Origin of the sequence: Nitrospira sp., assembly GCA_037045225.1 — a bacterium.
Lineage (GTDB): Bacteria > Nitrospirota > Nitrospiria > Nitrospirales > Nitrospiraceae > Nitrospira_A.
This window is the reverse complement of the sequence record JBAOHZ010000009.1, coordinates 1,002,840-1,024,306: the sequence shown is the minus strand read 5'-3', so window position 1 is coordinate 1,024,306 and position 21,467 is coordinate 1,002,840. Positions and strand designations below refer to the sequence as shown.

The 21,467-nt window shown below is 56.5% G+C and carries 22 protein-coding genes; 17 read left to right on the top strand and 5 right to left on the bottom strand.

The features are described 5' to 3' along the window. The first annotated feature begins 13 nt into the window (after nt 1-13). The 12 genes from V9G17_05570 to V9G17_05515 all read left to right on the top strand — a co-directional run bounded on the left by V9G17_05570 (nt 14) and on the right by V9G17_05515 (nt 11,796). Complete coding sequence (locus V9G17_05570; protein MEI2752052.1) at nt 14-1,447, top strand: glutamate synthase subunit beta; 1,434 nt, start codon at nt 14-16, stop codon at nt 1,445-1,447. Between the two features lie 566 nt (nt 1,448-2,013). Beyond that, nucleotides 2,014-3,156, top strand: coding sequence for a hypothetical protein (locus V9G17_05565; protein ID MEI2752051.1), 1,143 nt, complete (start codon nt 2,014-2,016; stop codon nt 3,154-3,156). Then, entirely contained in the window at nt 3,153-3,794 is a 642-nt protein-coding gene (locus tag V9G17_05560; protein MEI2752050.1) for a hypothetical protein, read from the top strand. Before V9G17_05565 ends, V9G17_05560 begins: the two co-directional genes overlap by 4 nt. Before the next feature lie 796 nt (nt 3,795-4,590). Continuing rightward, nucleotides 4,591-6,888 carry a P-loop NTPase fold protein gene (locus tag V9G17_05555; protein ID MEI2752049.1) on the top strand — a complete coding sequence of 766 codons (2,298 nt, stop codon included), beginning with the start codon at nt 4,591-4,593 and terminating at the stop codon, nt 6,886-6,888. Between the two features lie 232 nt (nt 6,889-7,120). Continuing rightward, nucleotides 7,121-7,228, top strand: coding sequence for a DUF5069 domain-containing protein (locus V9G17_05550; protein ID MEI2752048.1), 108 nt, complete (start codon nt 7,121-7,123; stop codon nt 7,226-7,228). Nucleotides 7,229-8,269: 1,041 nt separating this feature from the next. Continuing rightward, nucleotides 8,270-8,479 carry a type II toxin-antitoxin system VapB family antitoxin gene (locus V9G17_05545; GenBank protein MEI2752047.1) on the top strand — a complete coding sequence of 70 codons (210 nt, stop codon included), beginning with the start codon at nt 8,270-8,272 and terminating at the stop codon, nt 8,477-8,479. After that, a complete protein-coding gene (locus V9G17_05540; protein MEI2752046.1) occupies nt 8,476-8,871 on the top strand; it encodes a PIN domain nuclease in 396 nt (131 codons plus the stop codon). Before V9G17_05545 ends, V9G17_05540 begins: the two co-directional genes overlap by 4 nt. Before the next feature lie 16 nt (nt 8,872-8,887). After that, nucleotides 8,888-9,325: a DUF5069 domain-containing protein gene (locus tag V9G17_05535; GenBank protein ID MEI2752045.1), complete on the top strand. Its 438-nt coding sequence runs from the start codon at nt 8,888-8,890 to the stop codon at nt 9,323-9,325. A gap of 640 nt (nt 9,326-9,965) precedes the next feature. After that, complete coding sequence (locus tag V9G17_05530) at nt 9,966-10,424, top strand: hypothetical protein (GenBank protein MEI2752044.1); 459 nt, start codon at nt 9,966-9,968, stop codon at nt 10,422-10,424. Nucleotides 10,425-10,596: 172 nt separating this feature from the next. Then, nucleotides 10,597-10,971: a response regulator gene (locus V9G17_05525; GenBank protein ID MEI2752043.1), complete on the top strand. Its 375-nt coding sequence runs from the start codon at nt 10,597-10,599 to the stop codon at nt 10,969-10,971. A gap of 169 nt (nt 10,972-11,140) precedes the next feature. Further along, on the top strand, nt 11,141-11,377 hold the full coding sequence (locus V9G17_05520) for a hypothetical protein (protein ID MEI2752042.1): 237 nt from the start codon (nt 11,141-11,143) through the stop codon (nt 11,375-11,377). Between the two features lie 47 nt (nt 11,378-11,424). Then, the gene (locus tag V9G17_05515) at nt 11,425-11,796 is read left to right on the top strand and encodes a response regulator (GenBank protein ID MEI2752041.1); all 372 of its coding nucleotides are present in this window, start codon (nt 11,425-11,427) and stop codon (nt 11,794-11,796) included. A gap of 193 nt (nt 11,797-11,989) precedes the next feature. On the opposite strand, the gene V9G17_05510 is transcribed toward V9G17_05515, so the two are convergent. Further along, entirely contained in the window at nt 11,990-12,631 is a 642-nt protein-coding gene (locus tag V9G17_05510; protein ID MEI2752040.1) for a hypothetical protein, read from the bottom strand. A 223-nt stretch (nt 12,632-12,854) separates the two neighbouring features. On the opposite strand from V9G17_05510, the gene V9G17_05505 reads away from it, so the two are divergent. Further along, nucleotides 12,855-14,003, top strand: a complete 1,149-nt coding sequence (locus V9G17_05505; GenBank protein MEI2752039.1) for a hypothetical protein — start codon at nt 12,855-12,857, stop codon at nt 14,001-14,003. Here V9G17_05505 and V9G17_05500 read toward each other — a convergent pair. Both V9G17_05500 and V9G17_05495 read right to left on the bottom strand, forming a co-directional pair. Continuing rightward, nucleotides 13,940-14,884, bottom strand: coding sequence for an SUMF1/EgtB/PvdO family nonheme iron enzyme (locus V9G17_05500; GenBank protein ID MEI2752038.1), 945 nt, complete (start codon nt 14,882-14,884; stop codon nt 13,940-13,942). The two genes, V9G17_05505 and V9G17_05500, sit on opposite strands and share 64 nt — an antisense overlap. Continuing rightward, nucleotides 14,884-15,639: a hypothetical protein gene (locus tag V9G17_05495; protein MEI2752037.1), complete on the bottom strand. Its 756-nt coding sequence runs from the start codon at nt 15,637-15,639 to the stop codon at nt 14,884-14,886. The genes V9G17_05500 and V9G17_05495 overlap by 1 nt, the downstream gene beginning before the upstream one ends. Nucleotides 15,640-15,743: 104 nt before the next feature. On the opposite strand from V9G17_05495, the gene V9G17_05490 reads away from it, so the two are divergent. The 4 genes from V9G17_05490 to V9G17_05475 all read left to right on the top strand — a co-directional run bounded on the left by V9G17_05490 (nt 15,744) and on the right by V9G17_05475 (nt 18,131). Further along, nucleotides 15,744-16,424, top strand: coding sequence for a hypothetical protein (locus tag V9G17_05490; GenBank protein ID MEI2752036.1), 681 nt, complete (start codon nt 15,744-15,746; stop codon nt 16,422-16,424). 55 nt (nt 16,425-16,479) lie between these two features. Then, entirely contained in the window at nt 16,480-17,109 is a 630-nt protein-coding gene (locus V9G17_05485) for an MBL fold metallo-hydrolase (GenBank protein ID MEI2752035.1), read from the top strand. Nucleotides 17,110-17,156: 47 nt separating this feature from the next. Then, the gene (locus V9G17_05480; GenBank protein MEI2752034.1) at nt 17,157-17,672 is read left to right on the top strand and encodes a bifunctional nuclease family protein; all 516 of its coding nucleotides are present in this window, start codon (nt 17,157-17,159) and stop codon (nt 17,670-17,672) included. Between the two features lie 135 nt (nt 17,673-17,807). Continuing rightward, nucleotides 17,808-18,131 (top strand): PilZ domain-containing protein, encoded by a 324-nt coding sequence (locus V9G17_05475; protein MEI2752033.1) that lies wholly within the window; start codon nt 17,808-17,810, stop codon nt 18,129-18,131. 249 nt (nt 18,132-18,380) lie between these two features. Here V9G17_05475 and trpS read toward each other — a convergent pair whose 3' ends face one another. Continuing rightward, a complete protein-coding gene (trpS, locus tag V9G17_05470; protein ID MEI2752032.1) occupies nt 18,381-19,370 on the bottom strand; it encodes a tryptophan--tRNA ligase in 990 nt (329 codons plus the stop codon). A gap of 93 nt (nt 19,371-19,463) precedes the next feature. After that, nucleotides 19,464-21,458, bottom strand: a complete 1,995-nt coding sequence (locus V9G17_05465; protein ID MEI2752031.1) for a penicillin-binding protein activator — start codon at nt 21,456-21,458, stop codon at nt 19,464-19,466. Between the last annotated feature and the right edge of the window lie 9 nt (nt 21,459-21,467).

Sequence of the window (21,467 nt, the reverse complement as noted above, 5' to 3'; positions counted from 1 at the left end):
AGACGAGTAAGCAATGGGTGATCCAAAGGGCTTCCTGAAATACGCGCGTGAGGGACCGAAGCGGAAACCGGTCGAGTTGCGTGTGCTCGATTGGAAGGAAATGTATGAGCCGATCGCCGAGGACAAGCTCAAGGTCCAGGGCGCCCGTTGCATGGATTGCGGTGTGCCGTTTTGCCAGGGCAATACCGGTTGTCCGGTCGTGAACCTGATTCCGGAGTGGAACGATCTCGTCTACCGCGGGCGCTGGAAAGATGCGCTCAAAGCCTTACACACCACGAATAATTTTCCAGAGTTCACCGGTCGGCTCTGTCCCGCGCCCTGCGAAGGGGCCTGCGTGCTGGGGATCAACAGCGATCCCGTGTCGATCCGTGTGCTGGAATGGAATATCATCGACCGTGGCTTCAACGAAGGTCTGGTCGAACCGGCCATGCCGGTCAGGAAAACAGGCAAGACCGTGGCGATCATCGGCTCTGGGCCGGCCGGTCTGGCGGCGGCGCAACAGCTGGCGCGGGCGGGACACAGTGTGACGGTGTTCGAAAAGTCTGATCGTATCGGCGGGTTGCTGCGCTACGGGATTCCCGATTTCAAAATGGAAAAGTGGGTGATCGACCGGCGGCTGGAGCAGATGAAGGCCGAAGGGGTCGAGTTCAAGACCGGCGTCACGGTGGGGCAAGATATCACCGGCGAGCAGTTGCGTCGGCAGTTCGACGCGGTCGGCTTGACCATGGGCGCCGAAATGGCGCGTGACTTGCCTGTTCCCGGTCGGGACCTGAAGGGGATCCATTTTGCCATGGAATACCTGACCCAACAGAACAAGCGGACGGCGGGCATTTCCGTGTCCGAAGAACCGATTACCGCCAAGGGCAAACGGGTGATCATTATCGGCGGTGGCGATACCGGATCCGATTGTGTGGGGACCGCGCATCGTCAGGGCTGCAGCGACGTGCATCAGTTCGAAGTGTTGCCGGAGCCACCCCCTTCGCGCGCGAGTTCGACTCCCTGGCCGCTCTGGCCCATGCAGCTTCGCACCTCGCATGCGCATGAAGAAGGGTGCAATCGCCAGTGGAGCGTCTCCACCACCAAGTTTACCGGTCACAACGGCCACGTCACTAAACTGCATGCCAATCGGGTCAAGTTCGAAGGCGGCAAGTTCGTGCCGATGCCGAACACGGACTTTGAATTGGATGCGGACCTCGTCTTGCTCGCCATGGGGTTCACGGGCCCGGTCAGAAACGGTGTCCTCGACAGCCTCGGCGTCAGCTACGATGCACGTGGTTGTGTGAAGGTCGATGACAATTTCATGACCAATCTCGACGGCGTTTTTGCCGGCGGCGATACCAAGCGCGGCGCCTCCCTCATCGTCTGGGCCATCGCCGAAGGACGTAAGATGGCGGCAGGGGTGAACCAATATCTGCAAGCCAATAAGTCTGCGAAAACGGGCCGCTGAAAAAGTCGTTTGTAACTCGCTCCCCGCGCGCCGAGACGCGCCTTTCACCAAAGCTTCTCTCGATCCGCTCATGCCCTCGACATTCAGAAGTCGTACGCTCCAGGCACTGTCGGCCGGCGTCTTGTCGTCGTCTACGAGCGTGGCACTCTCTTTTCGTCGCATCGCGACCTCGCTGCCTTCCCGCTGACTCGGATTGTTGAGCGGCCTGGGGAGTGGCGCACCTTCCTCACACAACGTTCCATTTTAGAAATCTCCTGGCCGTCATTTTGGGTCTGATGGTAGAGTTCGGGGGAAGACCTCTTCGGCGGAACGTGGCACGTTCGTGAACATGTTCATCCCGGGAGATTCCTCCATCGAGTCTCACGCATCACTACGTATAGCGGGGGCAGAGTGAATTCGACCGAGTGTGCGCCACCTGTGCGCATCGTAGGCAGCCGTTGACCCCTCATTGCCATTCGCCACAGGTTTGCACGCGGGTGGAGTGTCCTGGAGAGTTCCCCAACCACGAAGGGTGATGGAAGATGCAATATAGACATGTTCTGATCGGTTTGCTTTTGGGGAGCTGTGTGTCTGTCCCGCAGGTTTTTGCGCAATCGGCGTTGGTCCATATTCAGGGCGAGGAAGGCAGCCGGGAGGCCTACTTCGCCGATTTTGGCGTTGTGCTGGACCGGACGCCAATGGATAAAATTCTTGGTCCCATGACCGTGAAGCAGCTGGATACGACCATTGTCTATGAAAGTGCGGACAAGCCGGAGTTTAGCGAGTTGCGGCTGCAATTTGAATGTGTCGTCAAACATGCGTACGACGGGAAAACCATCCCCAAGCAGCCGGCCTTCGATGCGCCGGTGAAGGTGAGAGTGGGAGAAGGCAGTTGGAAGCTCCGGCGCGAGGATATCAAAAGCGAGGATCTGCCTGCCGGCGATTGGCGCACGTCGTCATCGCCCGTGTTGCTGAAACTTCACAAAATTGCGTGCAACGAAGACGTGATGCGAACGGCGATCATTAAGGCTGCGAAGCGCAACAATGATATGGACATCTTCAAGAATGAAATTGCGACCATCGGTCTTCCGAAAGATTTGCAATTGGTGGGACAAGGGACCTCATCTGACCATATGGCCTTTGCATGGGAGGTCTTGTGGAGTGGGGCCAAGCGTCCGGACCCCACCGGCAAATGGTCCCGTCGTCCGACAAAACAAGAACAAGAAGCGTATCAAGCCAAGATGGCGCAGCTGAAGAAGCAATTTGACCAAGTGGCTGCAGGGATCAAGCCGCAACTTGAAGCCAATATCAAACAGCTGGATGCCGAATTTACGTTCCGTGAAATCGCCGCAGATATCCGAGGCGGAAGAAAACTCTCTCGCAATGAGGGCCTTATGCTATCGGTGTGGGAGGGGAAAACTGAGAGTGACGTCGCGACAAAAATGGGGGCTCCGGTGGTGTCATACGCAGGCGATCTCCACTTTCTCAGCTACGGCCAAGAGTTCGACAATCGGGTAGTGGTCGGCAACAAGTACGCAGTCTGGGAGGAGGGAGTGTATGAACATTGCAATGTCCAGTATGTCTTGCACGCCGATGAGAAGAACGTCTTTCGCGTGGCCGATGTCAGGATTTGGACCAGTTCCACTCAGCTTGGCCAAGTGCGGTTCGCCTGCGATGGCCTGTTAGATGTTCCCAATGAGAGAAGAGTGAAAGAGAGAGGGATGAAATGAGGAAGCTTGCGCTGTTCGTCTCGTTGCTGGCGGCCGCGACCGTGGTGGAAGCCGGGTCCTATGATCCGTTGGAAGATTTGGTGTCAACTGCCAAAAAAGAGATCAATGCGAGTGAGGCCATCGAACAATCCAAAGATCGGGTCCTGAATAATCCACGGGCCGAGAAAATGAAAAAGGGGTATTGGCAATTTTTTCAGGCCAAAAGCGGCGCAAAGCCAGGCGAGTTTTGCATGGCAGTGTATTGGCAAATGGGGAGAATGATCAGCATCACGGGACCCGGTGGTGACTATCGGGGGGCCATGCTGGGGTTTGTGGCCGTGGAGCCGAAACCGCCCTTCCCGCGGCCCGATAATCCCAAGGATATTCAGAAAGTAAAAGTCACCTTGACTCAGGGGAATGACCCGTCCGCAACGGTTACGGCCCTGAACCGCACCGTGGGAGCGTTCGCCGATGAAATTCAGTTTCCGGTTCCAACCATTGAGGCAGCGCTGGCTGGGATGGAAGATGCATTGAATTTCCGGATCGAGTATCAAGGCAGCAATATTTTTGAGCTCGAGTGGCACTCAGGTCTTGCCGCGCGCGACATGATGAAAAAATGCCTTCAGGGTGAGAACGTCAATGGGAAAGAAGTGTTGTGAGGTGATGTTCTGCGGAGGTTTTCTCCCTGCAGTCGTCGTAGTGGCCTGGTAACGGTATGTCAGCGTAATCCCCGCGAGGGCGAGAACATGTATCGGGAGTCTTTTGGGCCTGCATAGATGAGAATAGCATGACCAACCTCGCCGGCGTCTTTGCCGGCGGTGACACGAAGCGCGGCGCCTCCCTAATCGTTTGGGTGATTGCCGAAGGGCGAGGGGCACGCCTGAAGAGATTCACAGCGGACTCGCTTCTAACGTTTATCCGGCTATCCGGAAAGCGGGGCGAACGCAGTGCTATTTCCCGCCGTGCGAAGATCCGGCGAAACACGCCACACTACGCTGGGTGGCCGGAGAAGATGCACTTAGCCAAGCAGTCATCCGATTGGAAGGGAGTTGGGGACGGTGATGTGAGGGTGAAAAAACGGTCGATTCCGTTTCTTGCCTCATTCAGCCTACTATGCTTCCAGTAGGAGCCGATTTTGTGTGCCCTACGCTCCGCGGAGCCGTTGTGGAGAGCGATCTTCCGATAAAAGTATGTACCCGGGATCTCTGCTTGAAGTGTTTATTGGTTCCTGGCACCATTTGCCCTGCACTGGAATTCCTTCGCCTGCGGTCAATGACCGCAGCATCTCAGTCAGTCCAAGCTTCTCTATTCAGCTCAGTCTTGTTGATTCCCGCCCATTCTCTAAGGTCAGTCTGAGGGTCTGGTTCAGACGTATTGACACAAAAAGATGGTGGAACGTAGCCTGTGACAACCTCTCTGTAGAAAACATAAGCATTTCAGTTTTGATAGGAATTCATGATGGGACAGGATCATTGCTCGAGCTCTTTCTCTCCAGACCGGCCAATAAATTCCAAGAGTGAAGATCTGCTTGGAAGAGCAAATTTTGCAGAGTCATTAGCCAGGGCAATAAAATCCTGGAAAGGGAAAGATAGTCTGGTAATAGCTCTCTATGGGCCATGGGGAAGCGGGAAGTCTTCAGTAAAGAATCTTGTCTTAGACAGCTTGAAGTCATCTCCTTCAACCTGCCCTTCAATCCTTGAATTCAATCCTTGGCAGTTGGCTAGCCAAAGCCAGATTACCGAAGCGTTCTTCACGGAAATCGGGACCCAATTGGGAAGGGTGGATACTTCTGCGAACGCAAGTCAGTTGGCTGCCAAATTTCATGCATATGGCCGATACCTTCGCACCGGCCGATTTGCCCTCATCGGGGTCAAAGGGATTATACTTACGATACTGGGCGTGATCGGGGTTTTGAATTTAGTTGGAGCCTTCTTCCACTGGTACTTGTTTCTTGAGACTATGGCAGCAGGTGTACTGCTTCTGATGATCGTTCTTGGATATTTTTCAAATCTATTCGAGTCAATATCAGAGTCGTTTCAGGGCGAAGCAAAATCGCATGCGTTAACTATTCCGGAAATGAAAGGTGAGCTTGCCGGCATGCTCGCAATGCTGCAAAGGCCCATCCTGGTTGTGCTGGATGATGTTGATCGATTGTCGAGCGATGAACTGAAATTAGTATTCCAACTCCTGAAGGGGAATGCAGATTTTCCTAATCTTATTTATTTGTTACTCCTAAGCTTGGATCACGCTGAAGAGAGTCTTAAGCAATTGGGCGGGAAGGATTACATCGAGAAAATCGTGCAGGTTGGATTTGAAATTCCTAAATTGGAGAGACTTCAGCTCGATGAGCTATTGGGAGATGAAATCGAAAAGGCGATGAGGGTGCATGGTTTTCTGGATAGTTTTATCTCAGAGATTGATCGTTGGAGATCGATCTATACTTTAGGCGCACGAGGGTTTTTCCGGACTATTCGAGATGTTCGTCGGTTTGCTTCGGTGCTTGCCTTCCAACTGTCGCATTTTAGCGGAGCTTCAGCTCAAGAGGTTAATGTAGTCGATTTAACCGCGCTCCAGGTTCTTGCGTTGTTTGAGCCGAAGGTCTATCAAGCCATCTTCTTGATGAAGCACCGTTTGGTCGAAACCGGAGACCATTCAGGGTATCTGCTCGATCAGACTCTGAATAAAGATGCCAAGCAGGAGTCATTGCTGGATCGATTGCAGGCTAGTGCAAGTGCTGAAAATAGAGGCTATGTGCGCGAGATTCTTGTTGGGCTCTTCCCTCGCGTACCTTTCGATAAAAAAGATGTCCGCTTTAGTGGGGCGAGGGAATCGTCCCTCATACAGTCGTTAAGGATTTGTCATGGTGGATATTTTGATCGCTACTTTTTGCTATCTATCTCTCAGCGCGATCTTCCAGAATCTGAGCTTCACGAACTTATTTCGCTAAGCACAAATAGGACGAGATTTGTCCTGGAAATTCTATCGGTCGTTCAGCGAGGCCTCTACGATATTCTTTTTGAGCGGCTAGAGGCTAACGCCGATAGGTTCGATATGGATCAGGCTGAAGAGGTTGTCACCGCTTTGTATGATGTAGGTGACATGATTCCCCAGATCAAGACAGCTCTTCATGGTGGAATTCCTGAGGAACGAATCGCTCAAGTTGTGAGTGCGATTTTGGCGCGCGAGTTGGATGCGTCAAGGAGACAGCAGATTCACATAACAAGCCTTCGTAGATCTTCGGGAGTGTATGTTCCGCTACTCACTCATACTCAGCTATTTCATGCTTCTTCCATGAGTGGTTGGCCAGATTTTGATGTATGTTTGAGACAATCCCAAGAAGAATGTGTCAAGAAAATTGAACTGGTGGCTCAAGCAGGAACGCTAAATTCGAACAGAAATCTAGGTCACATGCTTCGATACTGGGATGGTATGGGAGGACCCGAGTCGAGGGTTAGACAATGGGTTTTAGATCTAATTAAGGAGCCAGGCGGGCTAGTGAAGTTCTTGCGGGTTATGTCACATCTGGTTACATCAACAGAGGGGCGGTTTCTTCGGACTGATGTCCAATTTGCAAAGGAGTTTATATCTCTGGAACAGCTAGATGAGCGAATTAATCATTGTTTAGGAGACCACATTGATGACAAAGCTAGGGGTGTCTTGAGCGCATGGAGGGAGGCACTATCCTATCTGAAATCATCTTCTGACCAAGCTGGCCAGCATAGTGATGTGGACTTCGCATTGGTGGAATTGTAAAGCGCGAAGACAAGACTCCCACGCGCTGAATAACAGTAACCCGCTGTTCTTCAAACTAAGTTCGCGCCGAGCTGTGATTGAGCAGGAATTTAGGACTAGCCGAAGCAATAATTCGAGTGATTGCAGCAAGAGGAAATTCAGAAGATTTCCACTTGGTCGAGCAGCTTGATCCCTAGATTTCTTTGGTTCTCGTCTGTATGTTTTTAGCACATAACTCTAGAGAATTATCACAATGGTGCAACAAACATATCCCCGCAGTCCCAAAGCCTTGCTTGGTGGCATTGCCCACTTGGGGCGGTTTATCGACAAGATTAAGCTCCGCAATGCCGGGCAGACTTAGGACTACAATTACATTACGGTCGGGTTCGATAAGTATCTGGTCGATTTTCTTGGGATCGGTCCGAAAAGCAGGAAAATGTACCGGAGTATTTTTGAAACAAACCTGCTCCTTCAGTCGAGTCCGTGCGGGCGTTCCGTTTAGGGACAGAATTTCTGGGAGATTAGGACTCTACGCCGGCGGTGCTGAGGGTTGATTCTGCGTACGCTGGGATGGGAGCTTGATACGCTGGCATGGTTTCGATGAATTGCCTGACCCGTTCATGGTCTCCTTGGCGGCACCTGAAAACCTCGATGCCGAATTGACCGTCCTTGCACCAGCGGACAACGGACACTTCTACTCCCACCGGGGCTCGCTCCTGCGCCACGGCAATCTCCAGCGGCCAGACAGGTTCCTGCATCCAGCGCAATGTCGCTGCGCATTCTGCCTTCTGTGGGTGGGATGTGAGCAAGGTGGCGAATCTTGTGTCGGTGTCACTATAGATGTGTGTCGAATATCCAACTGGGATCCGATGATATTATCGTGTCTGCAGGGGCCTCTCTCCTGTTAGATACGTATCGGCAGAGTGGCAGAATGCTCGATCAAGTGGCGTCGCCAGGTGAGTTGGGTGTTTGGGCTCTGCGGCTGTTCCGGAAGATGATCCGACGAAGCGTTCCGTGGCCGCATTTGCTAGACTTCTTTTTTGCACGTCTGTATCTTTTCTGCATTCACCAACTTGGAGCGTATCGCATGACACAAACAGCATATTCTCCGCAGCCCCAAAGTTCTCCTTGGTGGCATCGCCCATCTGGGGTGGTTTATCGACAAGGTTCGCCTGCGGCATGCGGGTAAGATTCCGGACTACAACTGCATCATGGTTGGGGTCGATACGTACCTGATCGACTTTCTGCAGATCGGTGCCAGGAGAGCGTGTCTCTCCTGGTGGTTCCCCTGCTCTCACTGCTTGCCTTCCCACGCCATCAAGCCCGACACCCTCTCTGCTTGCTTCTCTTGAAATGTGTGTGTATTATTTTGTGAAACGTACACATGCTCAGCGGAGGCGTTATGCGCACCAATATCGTGATCGACAATGGCTTGATGCGGCGCGCAATGAAGGCGACCGGGCTCTCCACTAAGAAAGCCGTGGTGGAGGAGGGCCTTCGACTATTGATAAAGGTGAAGGACCAGGAAGGTATTCGCCGTTTGCGCGGCAAAGTTGAGTGGGAAGGAAATCTCGGTGCGATGCGAGAAGGTCGGATCAAGGCTGCTTCGTGATTATTGTCGATACGACGGTGTGGGTAGATTACCTGCGAGGAACTCGCACTTCCCATACTGACTGGCTGGATTCTCAACTGGCGAGCGAACGTCTTGGTCTTACCGATTTGATCCTGTGCGAAGTATTGCAAGGTATCACCAGTACCAAGAAGTTTGAGGCGGTGCAGGAGGAGTTGCTGAAGCTAGCCGTTTTCGAGACAGGGACGGTCGCAATCGCTGTCGAGGCAGCGCTGAACTACCGGCGGCTCCGTGCTGCCGGGCGAACAGTTCGAAAGACTATCGATTCTCTCATTGCGACATTTTGCCTGATGGAGGGGTACGGCCTGCTCCACAATGATCGTGATTATGATCCGTTCGAAGATGTGCTCGGATTGAAAGTCATTCATCCCTAAGAAGGAAAATTTGCTTATGTCTGACCAACAGTATCCCCGCAGTCCCAAAGTGCTCCTTGGTGGCATTGCTCATCTAGGGCGGTTTATCGACAAGGTTCGCCTACGGCATGCAGGCAAGATCCCGGACTACAACTACATCACCGTTGGGTTCGATAAGTATCTGATCGACTTTCTGCAGATCGATCCGAAGGCCTTCGAGCAGCAGGTGCTGACGGATGCGAGCGATGAGAAGTTGTTGGCCTGGGTAAAGACCAACAGCCGCAAACATTCCGATCAAGAGATTGCCGAGTGGTCGAAGGGCATGCTCACTGGAGGCCCGAAGGACGAGGCGGCGAAGCAGCGGTATCAGGTTCGCTTACAGGATATCGCGACCAAGCGCGGGGTCCCGGTGGCGTCGTTGCCTCCCGCAACCACCTGGGTCGATGCAATCGAATTGGACGAGGGACGGATGTAGGCGACGAGTCTTTCCCCTGTGGGGCAAGGGCTGTTGGTGTTCCTTTCGACGTTGCCTCGTTGAGCAGTCGCTAGAATTAGAGCCCTGGTGCTGTGGTCGTTGGTTTTCAGGCCAATGGCCCCGCATCGGCGGCCGGTGTGAGTCTCCCCAATCATTGTTTCCCTCGCTTCTCGTTGTCCGCGCGCCGCCCCACTTCACTGTCGACATTCTGGTTGGGTTGGCCAGGTTCAATCAGCCGTAGAGGTACGGTGTGAACAGGACCCTCCTCAGCATGGGCTGCCCACAACATTCCCTTCCGAGCCCATGCTGCCGGCACAGATCTATCACCATCTCCCTCAGTATCCGCCACCGCAGCAACTCGTGAATCTGGTTTTTGGTCTCATGTGTTCTCCCTAATGTTATTCCGGTTAGGGGGATCGAACTCTCACTTGTCGCGCTCCTGAGTCAGGAGCGCGACAGTCTATCAGTCAAATCCTGACATGCCTCGGTTGAGGGTTCCCACAAGGAGTTCCGCCGTCGTCCGATTCCGGCATTCGCAGCTCAGTGGCACACTGGAGGTCATGATACCCACGATCAAGAATACGTCCCGTACACCGACATATCCTGGATCCATGGTGCGACGCTTTTGCAGGAGGGCGCGATGATCACAGTGCTGGTTGTGGCTGAGCAAGAATTGGTGCGTATCGGTCTGCGAACGGTTCTGGATCGCACCGCGGACATCCGGCTTATCGGGGAGGTCGGCACGGAGAAGGATGTGTTGGCCGAAGTCGATCGGTTGTGCCCGGACGTGGTGTTATTCGATCTCCAGCCGACGGCTGTGTCTGGCGGGTATATCGTGCGCCAGCTCGCGCTGGTGCCCGGTGGACGGCGAAGACTCGTTCATTCTGGCCCACTCAACGAGGGAGGGATGAGCCATACCCTGAGGACCGGGGCCCACGGGTTTCTCCCTATCGATGCAGACGAGGGAGCTGTGATCGACGCGATTCGGTCAGTGAAGAGCGGGCGTTCCTACCTTGGTTCTCGAATCGCCAATCGAGTGGTGGCACGGGAACGGAAGAAAAGGGTTGCCGCACAGCGGTGCGAAGCGGGAGTGAGCTAGCATCGACACGCTCGCATCGGTACGAGGATTGCGGGTGGCCTGCCCGAGAAGAAGATCGCGCGTGATGCCGTCGATATGCGTGACACGCTCTGTGTCATATACCGTTCTAAAATTAGGTGCTAGCGGCTGCAGATGTTTAGAAAGACAGCCAAGTAAGAGGAAGGGTACGAGAGTGGCGCGATGCCTTATTGTCGATGCGGATAGAGAGCGCCGGGCTAGCGTTCGTCTCAGGCTGGAACGGGATGGTTATGCTGTGCGAGAGGTCGAAGACGGTAAAACCTGTCTGGCCATTTTGCGCGCCAGTTCTGTGGACGTGTTGGTTGTTGATTTAGGACTTGTGCGGCCGGCTTCCGTTGACTTGATCAGGGAGGCGAAACGCCAGCTGCCATCGTTCAGAATCGTCGCGGTCACTGATGCGAGCCATCGTGCGCGGGATGGATCGGTCGGAGAGGCGTTGGCTGCCGGGTCTGTGTTGATGATTCAAAAACCGTTCAGCTTTGCCCACCTGTTACAGGTGGGCAAGTTTGTGGCGGTGCGCGCACAGTAGTCGGGCATTGCGTCGGTACACCGTCACGAGGATTGCAAAGGAGGTCATGATGAATGGGCTGAATGTGGCGTCTCGCGGAGAGCAGACAGCGGATTCAGTCCAAGATGGGATAGCAAGGAAGGAGGAGAATGAGCGGGAGATTGCTTCGACGAGTCAGGACTGCGTGTGCATGAATGGACTCTCCGGACGAGCGAAGCCGCTGCCGGACATGCTGATGCATGATCTGTTCAATTGTCTCACCAACGTGATCGGATACGGCGAGTTGATGCAGCAAATTGTGAAGGGCAATGACAAGGCGGAATTCTACATGAAGCAGGTCATCTCCGCGGGCAAGCGAGCGCAATGTCTGCTGGAGAAGGAAAAGAAGGATGAGATGGCAGGCGGATCGACTCTACCGCCTGCATAGCCTCGATCGAGTGTTTGGCCAAACCGCGAAGTGAGGCGAATCAGGGTATGAAGTCGATTCTTATTGTTGATGATCAGGAATCAATCAGGCAAGTGGTCCGGGAAATTCTCGAAGCCGCTGGATATCGAGTGGACGAGGCGAGTACCGGCCGTGAGGGACTTGCGCAATATCGTCGTGCGCCTGCGGATTTGATTCTAATGGATATTTTCATGCCGGATGGTGACGGACTGGAAAGTCTTGTGACCCTGCGTCAGGAGTTTCCGGACTGTCGAGTGGTGGCGATCAGCGGGAGCAAGTCGATGGTGGGCCCGGTGAATTTCCTGCATGTGGCGAAGATCCTCGGAGCGAAGAATGTGCTGGAAAAGCCGTTTGCGGTGGATGACCTGTTAGGTGTCATCGCGAATGAACTGAAGCCGTAACAGTCCTTGCCCCCCTGCTGCAGTCCGGTTGTATCCCTGTCTGTGACGAACCCGTGGCGCCAGAGTATGTGCTGGCTGTACCTGGGGTTTCCCCTCCACCGGTTCCGTGTCCCCCTACAAGTCCGACACCTGCCTCTGTTTTCCGCCCGCAAGATATCGCCAAGCGCCCTCACGACCCGTGAGGCGTCGATTCCTACCGCACTTCGGACCATCCGTTGGATTGCGACTTAAAGATGACGGTGCGGGTGGACGTATGAACCACTATGCCGTGTTGACTGCCATCGACGGACAGGACGCGCTCCTGCGGCGTCCACGATAGGTCAAAAAACCCGCCGGTATAGGTCGAGAACCCTAACGCGCGTTCAGTGGTAATGGCGACGGCGACGTGTCCCTGGCCGCGGAGCTGGGTGACCGTCTCACTTGGGCCGAGTGCCGTGGCAGTCCAGTGTCCACGCGTCTCTTGAAAGCCATACACGTGTTGGTTTGTGTGGGCGAGAATCAAAAACGGCAGCAGCTGGTAGCGTTCCATCCGTTCCTCAACGCCGAGAGAGACCTCCCGCCATTGCCGGAGCCCGGCAGAAAAACCCAGGAGTCGGGTGGACGTTTGTGCAAACCCGGTGTGGCCTCGCGCGCCGGAGCGCACAACGGACTCGCCCGGTTTGAGCGACTCCTCGATTCCGCCGCCCGCCGCCGGCCAGGCGATGAGTTTGTCGGCCGTCGATGTGATCGTCACGTGACCATGCCCGCCTTGGCTTTGCGAGAACGACGGTGTCAGCAGGCAGCCGGTGATAGAGACTATGATGGTAGTGAGCATGCGGGTGAGCGATCGACGCATAGATGGTCTCCTTACGTCTCAACCTACCACAGCCTTCCCTGCAAGCGAAGGTTGAATCGTTCGGGCCGGTCGCGCTGTGTCAGATCGGTGCAGTGGTGGTCGGTGTCTTCAGTGTGCGATCGTGGTAACAATGTTCGTTCCGCACGTGCAGAGAAGAGGCGATCAGGTGAGATCTCGTTGGATTATCCTTTCATGTTCCCTGGCACTTTGTGCCGGACTGCCATTGCTTGGGGTCTGGTGGGCGGGGAAGCCTCTGGCGTCGTATCTTGAATTCCCGCCGGTGACGCGGTTCGTTGTGCATGAACCGTTTTCCTGGCCGGTGTTCATTGGGCTGGCCGTGGTGATCGTCGGGATGCTTGCTCCGTTCGGGTTACGCGTGGTTCGAACCACGCACGCTGATGTCCGAGAAACGGCTGATCCGAACCACGCGCCACATGTCACGCTCCACGAGGGGCGCTCACCCGTGGGCCGGTTTCCCTGGTGGGGGTGGCTCGGAGTTCTTTGGACATTGGGCATGTGGGTCTTAGCTTGGACTCGCTTCGATTGGATGCAGCCTCTCCAGCCCCATACCTTTACTCCGCTCTGGTTCGGCTACATCGTGCTGGTGAATGCGCTGACGTTTCGCCGCACCGGCCATTGCATGATGGTGCATCGACCACGCTATTTTGTGTCGCTGTTTCCGCTCAGTGCCGGCTTCTGGTGGTTCTTCGAATATCTGAATCGCTTTGTTCAGAACTGGCACTACGTTGGTGGCGGCGTGTTAAGCGAATGGGACTATCTGGTGCGCGCGACGGTACCATTCTCAACGGTACTGCCGGCGGTACTTGGTACGGCAGAATGCGTGACTGCTTGGCCGCGATGCTGTGCCGGGCTGGATCGGTTTGTCACGATCGAACTCAAGAACCGTGTGACTTGGGGATGGGCACTTTTGATGGGTTCGGCTGCCGGGCTGTTCGGTCTCGGCCTGTGGCCTGACTATCTTTTTTCGTTGGTGTGGGTGGCGCCGCTGCTGCTGCTGACGGCGCTACAGTTGATTTGTGATCAGCCGACTATGTTCAGCGAGACGGCGCATGGTGATTGGCGAACCCTCTGGGCTACGGCTCTTGCGGCACTGATCTGCGGATGGTTCTGGGAGATGTGGAATGTCTACAGTCTGGCTCGCTGGGAATATACGGTGCCGTTCGTCCAACGGTTCAGACTGTTTGAGATGCCTCTGCTTGGGTACGCCGGGTACCTGCCGTTTGGGCTGGAATGTCTAGCCGTGGCGGACGCGTGCTTGTCGAGAAAGTTTTCTGGAGGCGTGGCGTATTATCGCGCGCTGGAGGGCGCGGTTGATTTGGCGCAGCGAAAACCGACGGTGGCGGAACGTTGATCGGCCGGCGCCCCGCTGCGGGTGGCGGTTCGAAGCATGATCTGCCTACTCTTCCACGACCCTCCGCGCAGGCTCTTGTATCGACCGCTGGTTGGGCCCGGTGGGTTGCGTTCCGGCATGTAGGCGTAATAGTCGAACCCGAACCAGTCGTGGACCCATTCGGCGACATTGCCTGCCATGTGATGGAGTCCGTAGTAGCTTTTCCCCGCGTCCCCGCTGCTCACAGGGGCCAGGATCGGAATTTCATGCACATGATGTTGTCCGAACATCGCGAGGGAACTGTCGGGGAGGGTATCTCCCCAAGGAAACCGGTTTCCGTTGGGCCCGCGCGCAGCTTTCTCCCATTCCGCCTCCGTCGGCAGGCGTTTACCTAATGAGCGGCAGAGGCTATCGGCTTCCTTCCAGGTCACATACAACGCCGGCCATTGGGTCAGGGCCTCATCGGTCACGGAATGTACCGTAATCACGTGCCAGATGAGATGCTGGAGATCCTTTGATGGATGCAGCTTGTGAGCGAATAGATAGGACAGATATTCTCCGAGGTTAATTTCGTCACGATCGATTTCGTACGCGTCCAGCCAGACGCGGTGTTGCGGAAGTTCCGTATCGTCGAACTGCGTGCCCATCCCATAGGGATCGTCATCCACTCTCACGCTGCCCAGCAAAAACGGACCTTCCGGAATCTGAATCGTCGGCGAGCCGGCTGTGAGTTTGGCGATGGAGGTCAGGTGTTTGGCCAGTTCAGCCGAAGGCGGGGGACTGGGAGCGCGGTTGCCGGCGGAGAACCCGGGACCGGACCAGGTTGAGACGAGGAGCAGGATCGCGAGGCCTACGTAGCGTGGAAGGGACGCCAGTCCCGGTAAGGCGGAACGTGCAGGCATTACAGTTTACTCGGCGGGGCGACGGCTTTTCCGATTTCGGCAATCAGTCGGCGTTCGATCTCTGCGGTTTCCTCCGCATCCACCGCCAGGATACGACCACCTTGCGCCAGCCGTTCAAAGTCGGCTTTCACGCTCAACCGGGTGACGTTGGACGGCATGGTTTGGAGCGACACGACATACTGGTTGCGGGAGCCTGACGTTTCCAGCGAGGTCGGGGTGGTGACTTTGCGTTCGGTGACGTAGATCGTTTTCTGGTCGGTCTTCACGCTGACTTTCATGCGGTAGCCGTTCCTCGCCAGAGCCTCTTCGGTGGCTTTTCCGACTGCGGCCAGCGGGCGCGGGAGGTCCTCGACCTGCGAGCCCTTTTCATCGATGCGGATATTGTCCGTGGCCTGGGCCGCTTTTGCGGCGGTCCGCTGAATTTCTCCCGACAGCTTCTTCGATTCGGCCAGGGTGGAATCGAGTTTCGTGCCAAGCGCTTTTGCCTCAGTCTGCAGCGCCTTCGCCTCGGCTTGGGCATGTTCCGCTTGCTTCTTGGCGTCCCGCAATTCCTGGTTCAACAGATCGATCTGCTGCTGCATGACCTTATTGCCGTCCTGCAGCGAATTCAAGACCGACTCTTGCTTTGCCAGCTGCTTGCGCAGACTTTCGTTTTCTTGTCGAAAGGGAGACTCGTCCGGGGCGCATCCGACACACCACGATAGGATTGCGAGGCTGAAGAGAGGCGCGAGCGATCGCTGGGGAGGCTTGATCATAGTTTGGGTAAGACCATCAGAGCAATACCAGAGTTTGGCCCCCCTTGTCCATCTTCATTCAAGTTCCCGCCGGTTTGACCCGTCACGAAACAAGCAGCTATTCTGTGGTCATGGGGTGTTGGGGCAAGATGATTTTGTGTGTCGGTCTGGTGTGGCTGTATCTGTCGCCGACGATCGTGTTTTCTGCCCCGGCACCGGAGCCGGCGCAGCCGCAGCAGTCTGTGCCGGCTGAGGAGTATCCGTTCTATGACCTCGCCGTCGAAACAAAGTTTCTGACCTCTCGCACCAGGCTGGTCGTCATCGAACGCATGACGGCGACCCGTCTGCATCCGGAGGAGCCGCAACTGCCGACAGTCGCCTGGTTTTCAGCGCAGGCATTTTTCGAGGGCAGGTTGCCCCCGGACCTCATTCGTGACTTTGTCGCCAAGACGTATCGGTCTGCTCGATTGGAGACCCGCTTTGGCTTCGGTGTGCGCTACCGGTTCGTGTCGGGTGAGGGCGTGCCGGACGCTGAAGCTGCGGTCCCGGTTGTTCCCGTGGCGTGGCCGGTAGAGGAGGGTGGTGACGGGGATGCTGTCGAGGTCCTCGACCGGTTGGCCTTCTCTCGTGTGGGCCTGACAGTACGAGGCGATCAGGCCTTGTTGTATGTGGCCAACCAACGTCCTGATGCGACCGGTGCCGGGTTTTTATTCTGGTTCGTGCGGCGCCAGAGAAGCTGGGAGCTGTACGATACGGAGGTTTTGTGGGTTTCGCAGCCGGACCAGAATCCTTCAGGCCGGCGATAGCGGGGGAGGAGTGGTACGTTGTGGTGGCTGGTTGCTTCGCTACTGAGGGGTGTACATGATTCGCAAGACCTTTTCTGTTCCACCGCTGGGTTGTAACTGTTCGATCATCGGAGATCCGATCACCAAACAGGCGATCGTGGTCGATCCGGGCGGGGCGCCCGAGCGTATCTTGCAGGAGGTCCGTGCGATGGGGTTGACCGTGGTGAGTATTGTCCACACCCATGCGCATTTCGATCACTTTCTTGCCTCCGGAGCGATGAAGCAGGCGACCGGTGCCGCGCTGTGCCTGCACCCAGACGATCTTCCTCTCTGGGATATATTGGAGATGCAGTGTCGCATGTTTGGCGTCTCTTACGTGCCGGCTCCGCCTCCGGATTATTGGTTGAAGGACGAGGAGCGGTTGGCGATCGGCGAGTTGGAAGGGATCGCGTTGCACACGCCCGGGCATACCCCCGGGTCGATGTGTTTTCATTTTCCTGCCGCGAAGGTCGTGGTGGCGGGTGACACGTTGTTTCGCGGAGCTATCGGCCGTACCGATCTCTGGGGCGGGGATTTCGATGCCATCGAGCAGTCGATCCGGGAGCGACTGTACACACTCGACGAACAGACCGCCGTGGTGACCGGACATGGACCAGAGACGGAGATCGGGAGGGAACGAGCGACCAATTCCTTTGTGCGAGCCTAGCTGCGGGGCCTCATCGCGGGTCCCTATGCGATTCACAGGAGGGAACCATGCGCGCGACGACACGATGTTGCTGGGTGCTGCCGCTCCTCTCTCTGGCGCTGATCTTGTCTTCTTCGAATCCCCTCGCCCATGCCGACGAAGGCGGCGGTTCTTCCAACGTGACCATCAGCGATGTGCGTGTCCGGCTCTCCGATCATGGCCCCGTGGTCTTGCTCTCGGCGGGCGGGAAGCGCATCCCCATTTTTGTCGACCATACCGTGGCCGCCTCCATTCAAGCGGCCTTGACCGGGGAGAAGTTGCCCCGCCCGCTGTCTCACGACTTGATGCATACGATTCTCGAGTCACTCGGCGGTCGTGTGGTCCGGACCGTGATCACCCTTAAATCGGGCACGTATTACGGAAGCCTGACCGTGGCGTTTCAGGGGCAGGAGAAGGTATTCGACAGCCGGTCCTCGGATTCCATTGCGTTGGCGATTCATTTTCAGGCGCCCATTCTCGTGGGACGAGACATGTTGGATGCGGTCGGCACGTCGATCGGGGAGCCCAAGCCGGAAGCCTTATAGGGTCGCGAGCCCTGTTGTTCGACGGACCCGTCTTGCCAAGAAATAGGCAGTGCTGGCGTTTGGGCAGATTCTGGCCTATCGTACGGCTGATGTGAGGCAGCCTGTTTCTGATCGGGTACGGAGGCCGAATTCAACATGAAGAATCATCGTAAACATGAACGTGTTCACGTTCAGTTTCGTAGTCACTTCTCGATGAAGGGAAAGATGCTGGCCGGTGACGGGGATCTGACCGACCTGTCTCCCGGAGGCTGCCGTATTATCAGCTCGATTCAGGTTTTAGCCGGTTCGGAGGTGGAGTTGTGCATTTTCCCAGGGGACAGTGCCAACCCTATTCTCATCGATGGGGCTACGGTCTGCTGGTGTCGGCCGAATGAGTTCGGTCTCTCCTTCACGAAGATCCGAACGCCGGTCCAGCGTCAACTGACCGATGTCTGGCGCAAACTCGCCAAACCTGCCTAACAAGTTGTTGATGAAGGCCGCCAGCGGCGTTCTCGCCTCGCTCAGCGGCTCACCGTACGGGGCGAGTACGATTCGCCTCTGCGCTTGCATCGGCCTTGCTGGACGGATTTTCTGAACAGCCTGCCGGGTGCCAGACGCAGCTGTGCACGTTGCACAACGCTCCTTTTCTGGGTGCGGCGTGCGGTTGGTCAACGCGCTCATTGTCGCGTGTGATTCTCGAAGTGAATGGCCTCGGTTGGATGGACGCGACTAGATCTTCATCGCGTCGCGCACCTCGGCCATGGTTTGCGATGAGACGGCCGTGGCCCGACGACGTCCGTCTTCGGCGATCTCGTCCAAGCGTGACGGATGTTGAGTGAGGGTGGCGCGTGCGGCCCACATCGGGGCCAGGCGCTCCACGACGCGATCGGCCACCAGCTTCTTGCAATCGATGCAACCGATGGCCGCCTTGCGACAGTCCTGGTTGATCTGCTCGATCACCGGCAGCGGGGAGAAAATCTTGTGAAAGTCGTAGACGGGGCAGACATCCGGGTTTCCGGGATCGTGACGTCGCACTCGCGCCGGATCGGTGATCATGGTTTTGATCTTTTGCCGCACCACCGGTTCCGTGTCGGAGAGATTGATGGCGTTGCCGTAGCTCTTGCTCATCTTGCGCCCATCCGTGCCCAGGACTTTTGCAAACTTGGTCAGGAGTTCCTGCGGGTCGGGAAACACCGGCCCATAGAGGCTGTTGAAGCGGCGCGCGAGTTCGCGCGTGAGTTCGAGGTGCGGTAACTGATCCTTGCCGACCGGCACGAAATCGGGCTTGTAGAGCAGAATGTCTGCCGCCTGCAGGACCGGGTAGCCCAGAAATCCGTAGGTGCTCAGGTCGCGTTCCTTGATCTCTTCCTGTTTCTCCTTGTAGGTCGGGTTCCGTTCCAGCCAGGACACCGGAATAATCATGGAGAACAGCAGATGGAGGATGGCATGATCCGGCACCTGGGATTGCACGAAGACGGTGGCGCGGGTCGGGTCGATGCCGGCCGCCAGCCAATCGATCAACAATTCCCGCACATATTCTCTGATCCGGCTGGTGTCCGCGTAGTTGGATGACAGGGCATGCCAATCCGCCACGAAGAAAAAACACTCGTATTGCCCCTGCAGCGCGTTCCAGTTTTCCAACGCCCCCAACCAATTGCCGAGATGGAGCAGCCCGCTGGGCTGCATCCCGCTGAGTACCCGCTTCTGTCCCGTCGTCATGCGATCACCCTTGTACACGTCATGCTGTTCGGTTGAGCTCCGTGAGTGTGGATACCCTGTCCCCAGGCAGCCGCTCAGCTTTGGAGCAGTAGGTTATTCCAGTGGGACGAATTTGCCTTGTTTGACTTGAATGAGAAAGACGTGGCGATTGAGCGTGCCGTCGGCGCTGAACCCACTCGGGCCGCTCAAGCTCGGCAGATCGTGCTGCATCATCAAATAGTCGCGGACGCCCTCTCCGGTGGTCGCCCCTCGCTTGATGGCTTCCACGGCGAGCCGAGCGGCGTCATACCCCTGGGCGGCGAACAGCGAGGGCGTGGCTTGAAATCGTTTGCGATACCGTTCCACGAATTCCTGCACCACCGGACTGGCGCTATCCGAAAAGAAGCCGTCGACGAAGACGCTGCCTTCCACGCTGCGATCGGCCACCCGCGCGAAGTCGGGGGTGTTCCAGCCATTGGTGCCCAGGAGTGGCACGGTAATATCGAAGAAGGCCAACTGGGCCGCCAACAGGCCCACGTCGAGTGAACGGCCGGGGATAAAGACGGCGTCGAACCCCGGTGAATACAGCAGGCGCTTATTTTTCTTGCCGACCGCCTTCACGGGAGCTTTTGTGGGATCGTTTTCGATCAACACTTCGACGCCATACTTCTTGAGGTCTTCGGCTTTGAGTCTTGCGATGACCGCACGGAAGTCTGTGTCGCCTTCCTTGTAAGATTCGCTGGCGATGATCTCTCCATCCTGCTGCCGGATCTCCTGTGTGAACAAGCGCGTCAGGTCGCGGCCATAGGCAGAATCGGGATAGAGGATGGCGATGCGTTTGTAGTGTTGCTCACGGCTCGCATAGTCTGCCACGCGTTTGGCTTGGTGGCCGTACGTGAGCGCCGTGCTGAAGACGTAGGACCCAAACCGTCGAAGATTCGGGGTGGTGGCGCTGGGTGTGATCAATGGAATGCGCGTCCGTTCGGCCATTTCCGCCATGACCGGCAAGTTCTTCGAGAGGAGCGGACCGATGACGGCGAGCGGGCGATCATCGGACAGCACATCTGAGAGTTCATCGAGGAAGGCCGCACGGTCGGATTCCGTATCTTTGACGATCAAGCCGATGGAAGGCGTCTCGCCCCCGTCTTTGGATCGTTCCAGGGCCAGCTGAATGCCGTTGAGCACCTCGGTGCCGAACGGGGCCAGTTTTCCGGACATGGGAAAGATGGCGGCGATGGAGTAGGGGTGCGCTTTGAATTTCGTCCGCACGACCGCCTGGAGTTCGGCCGCCTTCGCGGCATAGGCATGGTTGGGGAAGCGGCTTAAGAAGAGGCGCAAGTCCCGCTCGACCAGATGATCTTCTCCTGCGGCGGTATGGAGATCGATGAGCTTGATCGAGGCCAAGTCACCCGGAAAGGTTCTCGGATAGGCCTCGCGTACGCGCACGAGCGTGGGGACGTCGAGTTGTTCGTTGACGAGCTGCCGGATGTGGGTCTCGGTCTCGTGGGCCTGGTCGCCGACGTCCAGAGGGATCTCTTCCAGCCAGGCGTGAATGGCCCGAAGGTAGTCTTTCTTTTGCGCCTGGAATTCGCCCGTGAGCCGCAACGCATCGCGTTTGATGGCGGAGTCCACCGACAGGCTGCGGACTTCGGAGAGCAGCGGCAGCGCCAAGTCGAGATTGCCGGCGCGCGCGTGAGTTTTAGCGAGCAGCAGTTTGGCGCGATCGGCGAGATCGGAGTTGGGAAATTCACCGAGCAGCTGATTGACATAGCGGATCGTTTCGGTATGCTCTTTCATGCCGAACATGGCGGCGGCCATCAACAGATAGGCATCGTCGAGGAGGTCCGGCGCGGGGCCGCTCTCCATGAATCGTCGCAGCATGACGGCTGCTGCTTCCGGCTGTTCCGCGTCGATCAACCGTTTGACTTGGTCGAGGCTGGCCTGGCCTGTGGTGGTCGTCGTTTTGGCCTGTCCGGAACGGGACGGCGCAGGATTTTTGGGGGGTGGAGCTGCCTCGCCGAGCGTGACAAGCCCCGCGAGAAACGCCACCGCGAGGGCGACGGTGCACGCGCGGTAGTGCGGGCTGCGGGGTACTGATCGAGGAACCATTGACTCCTG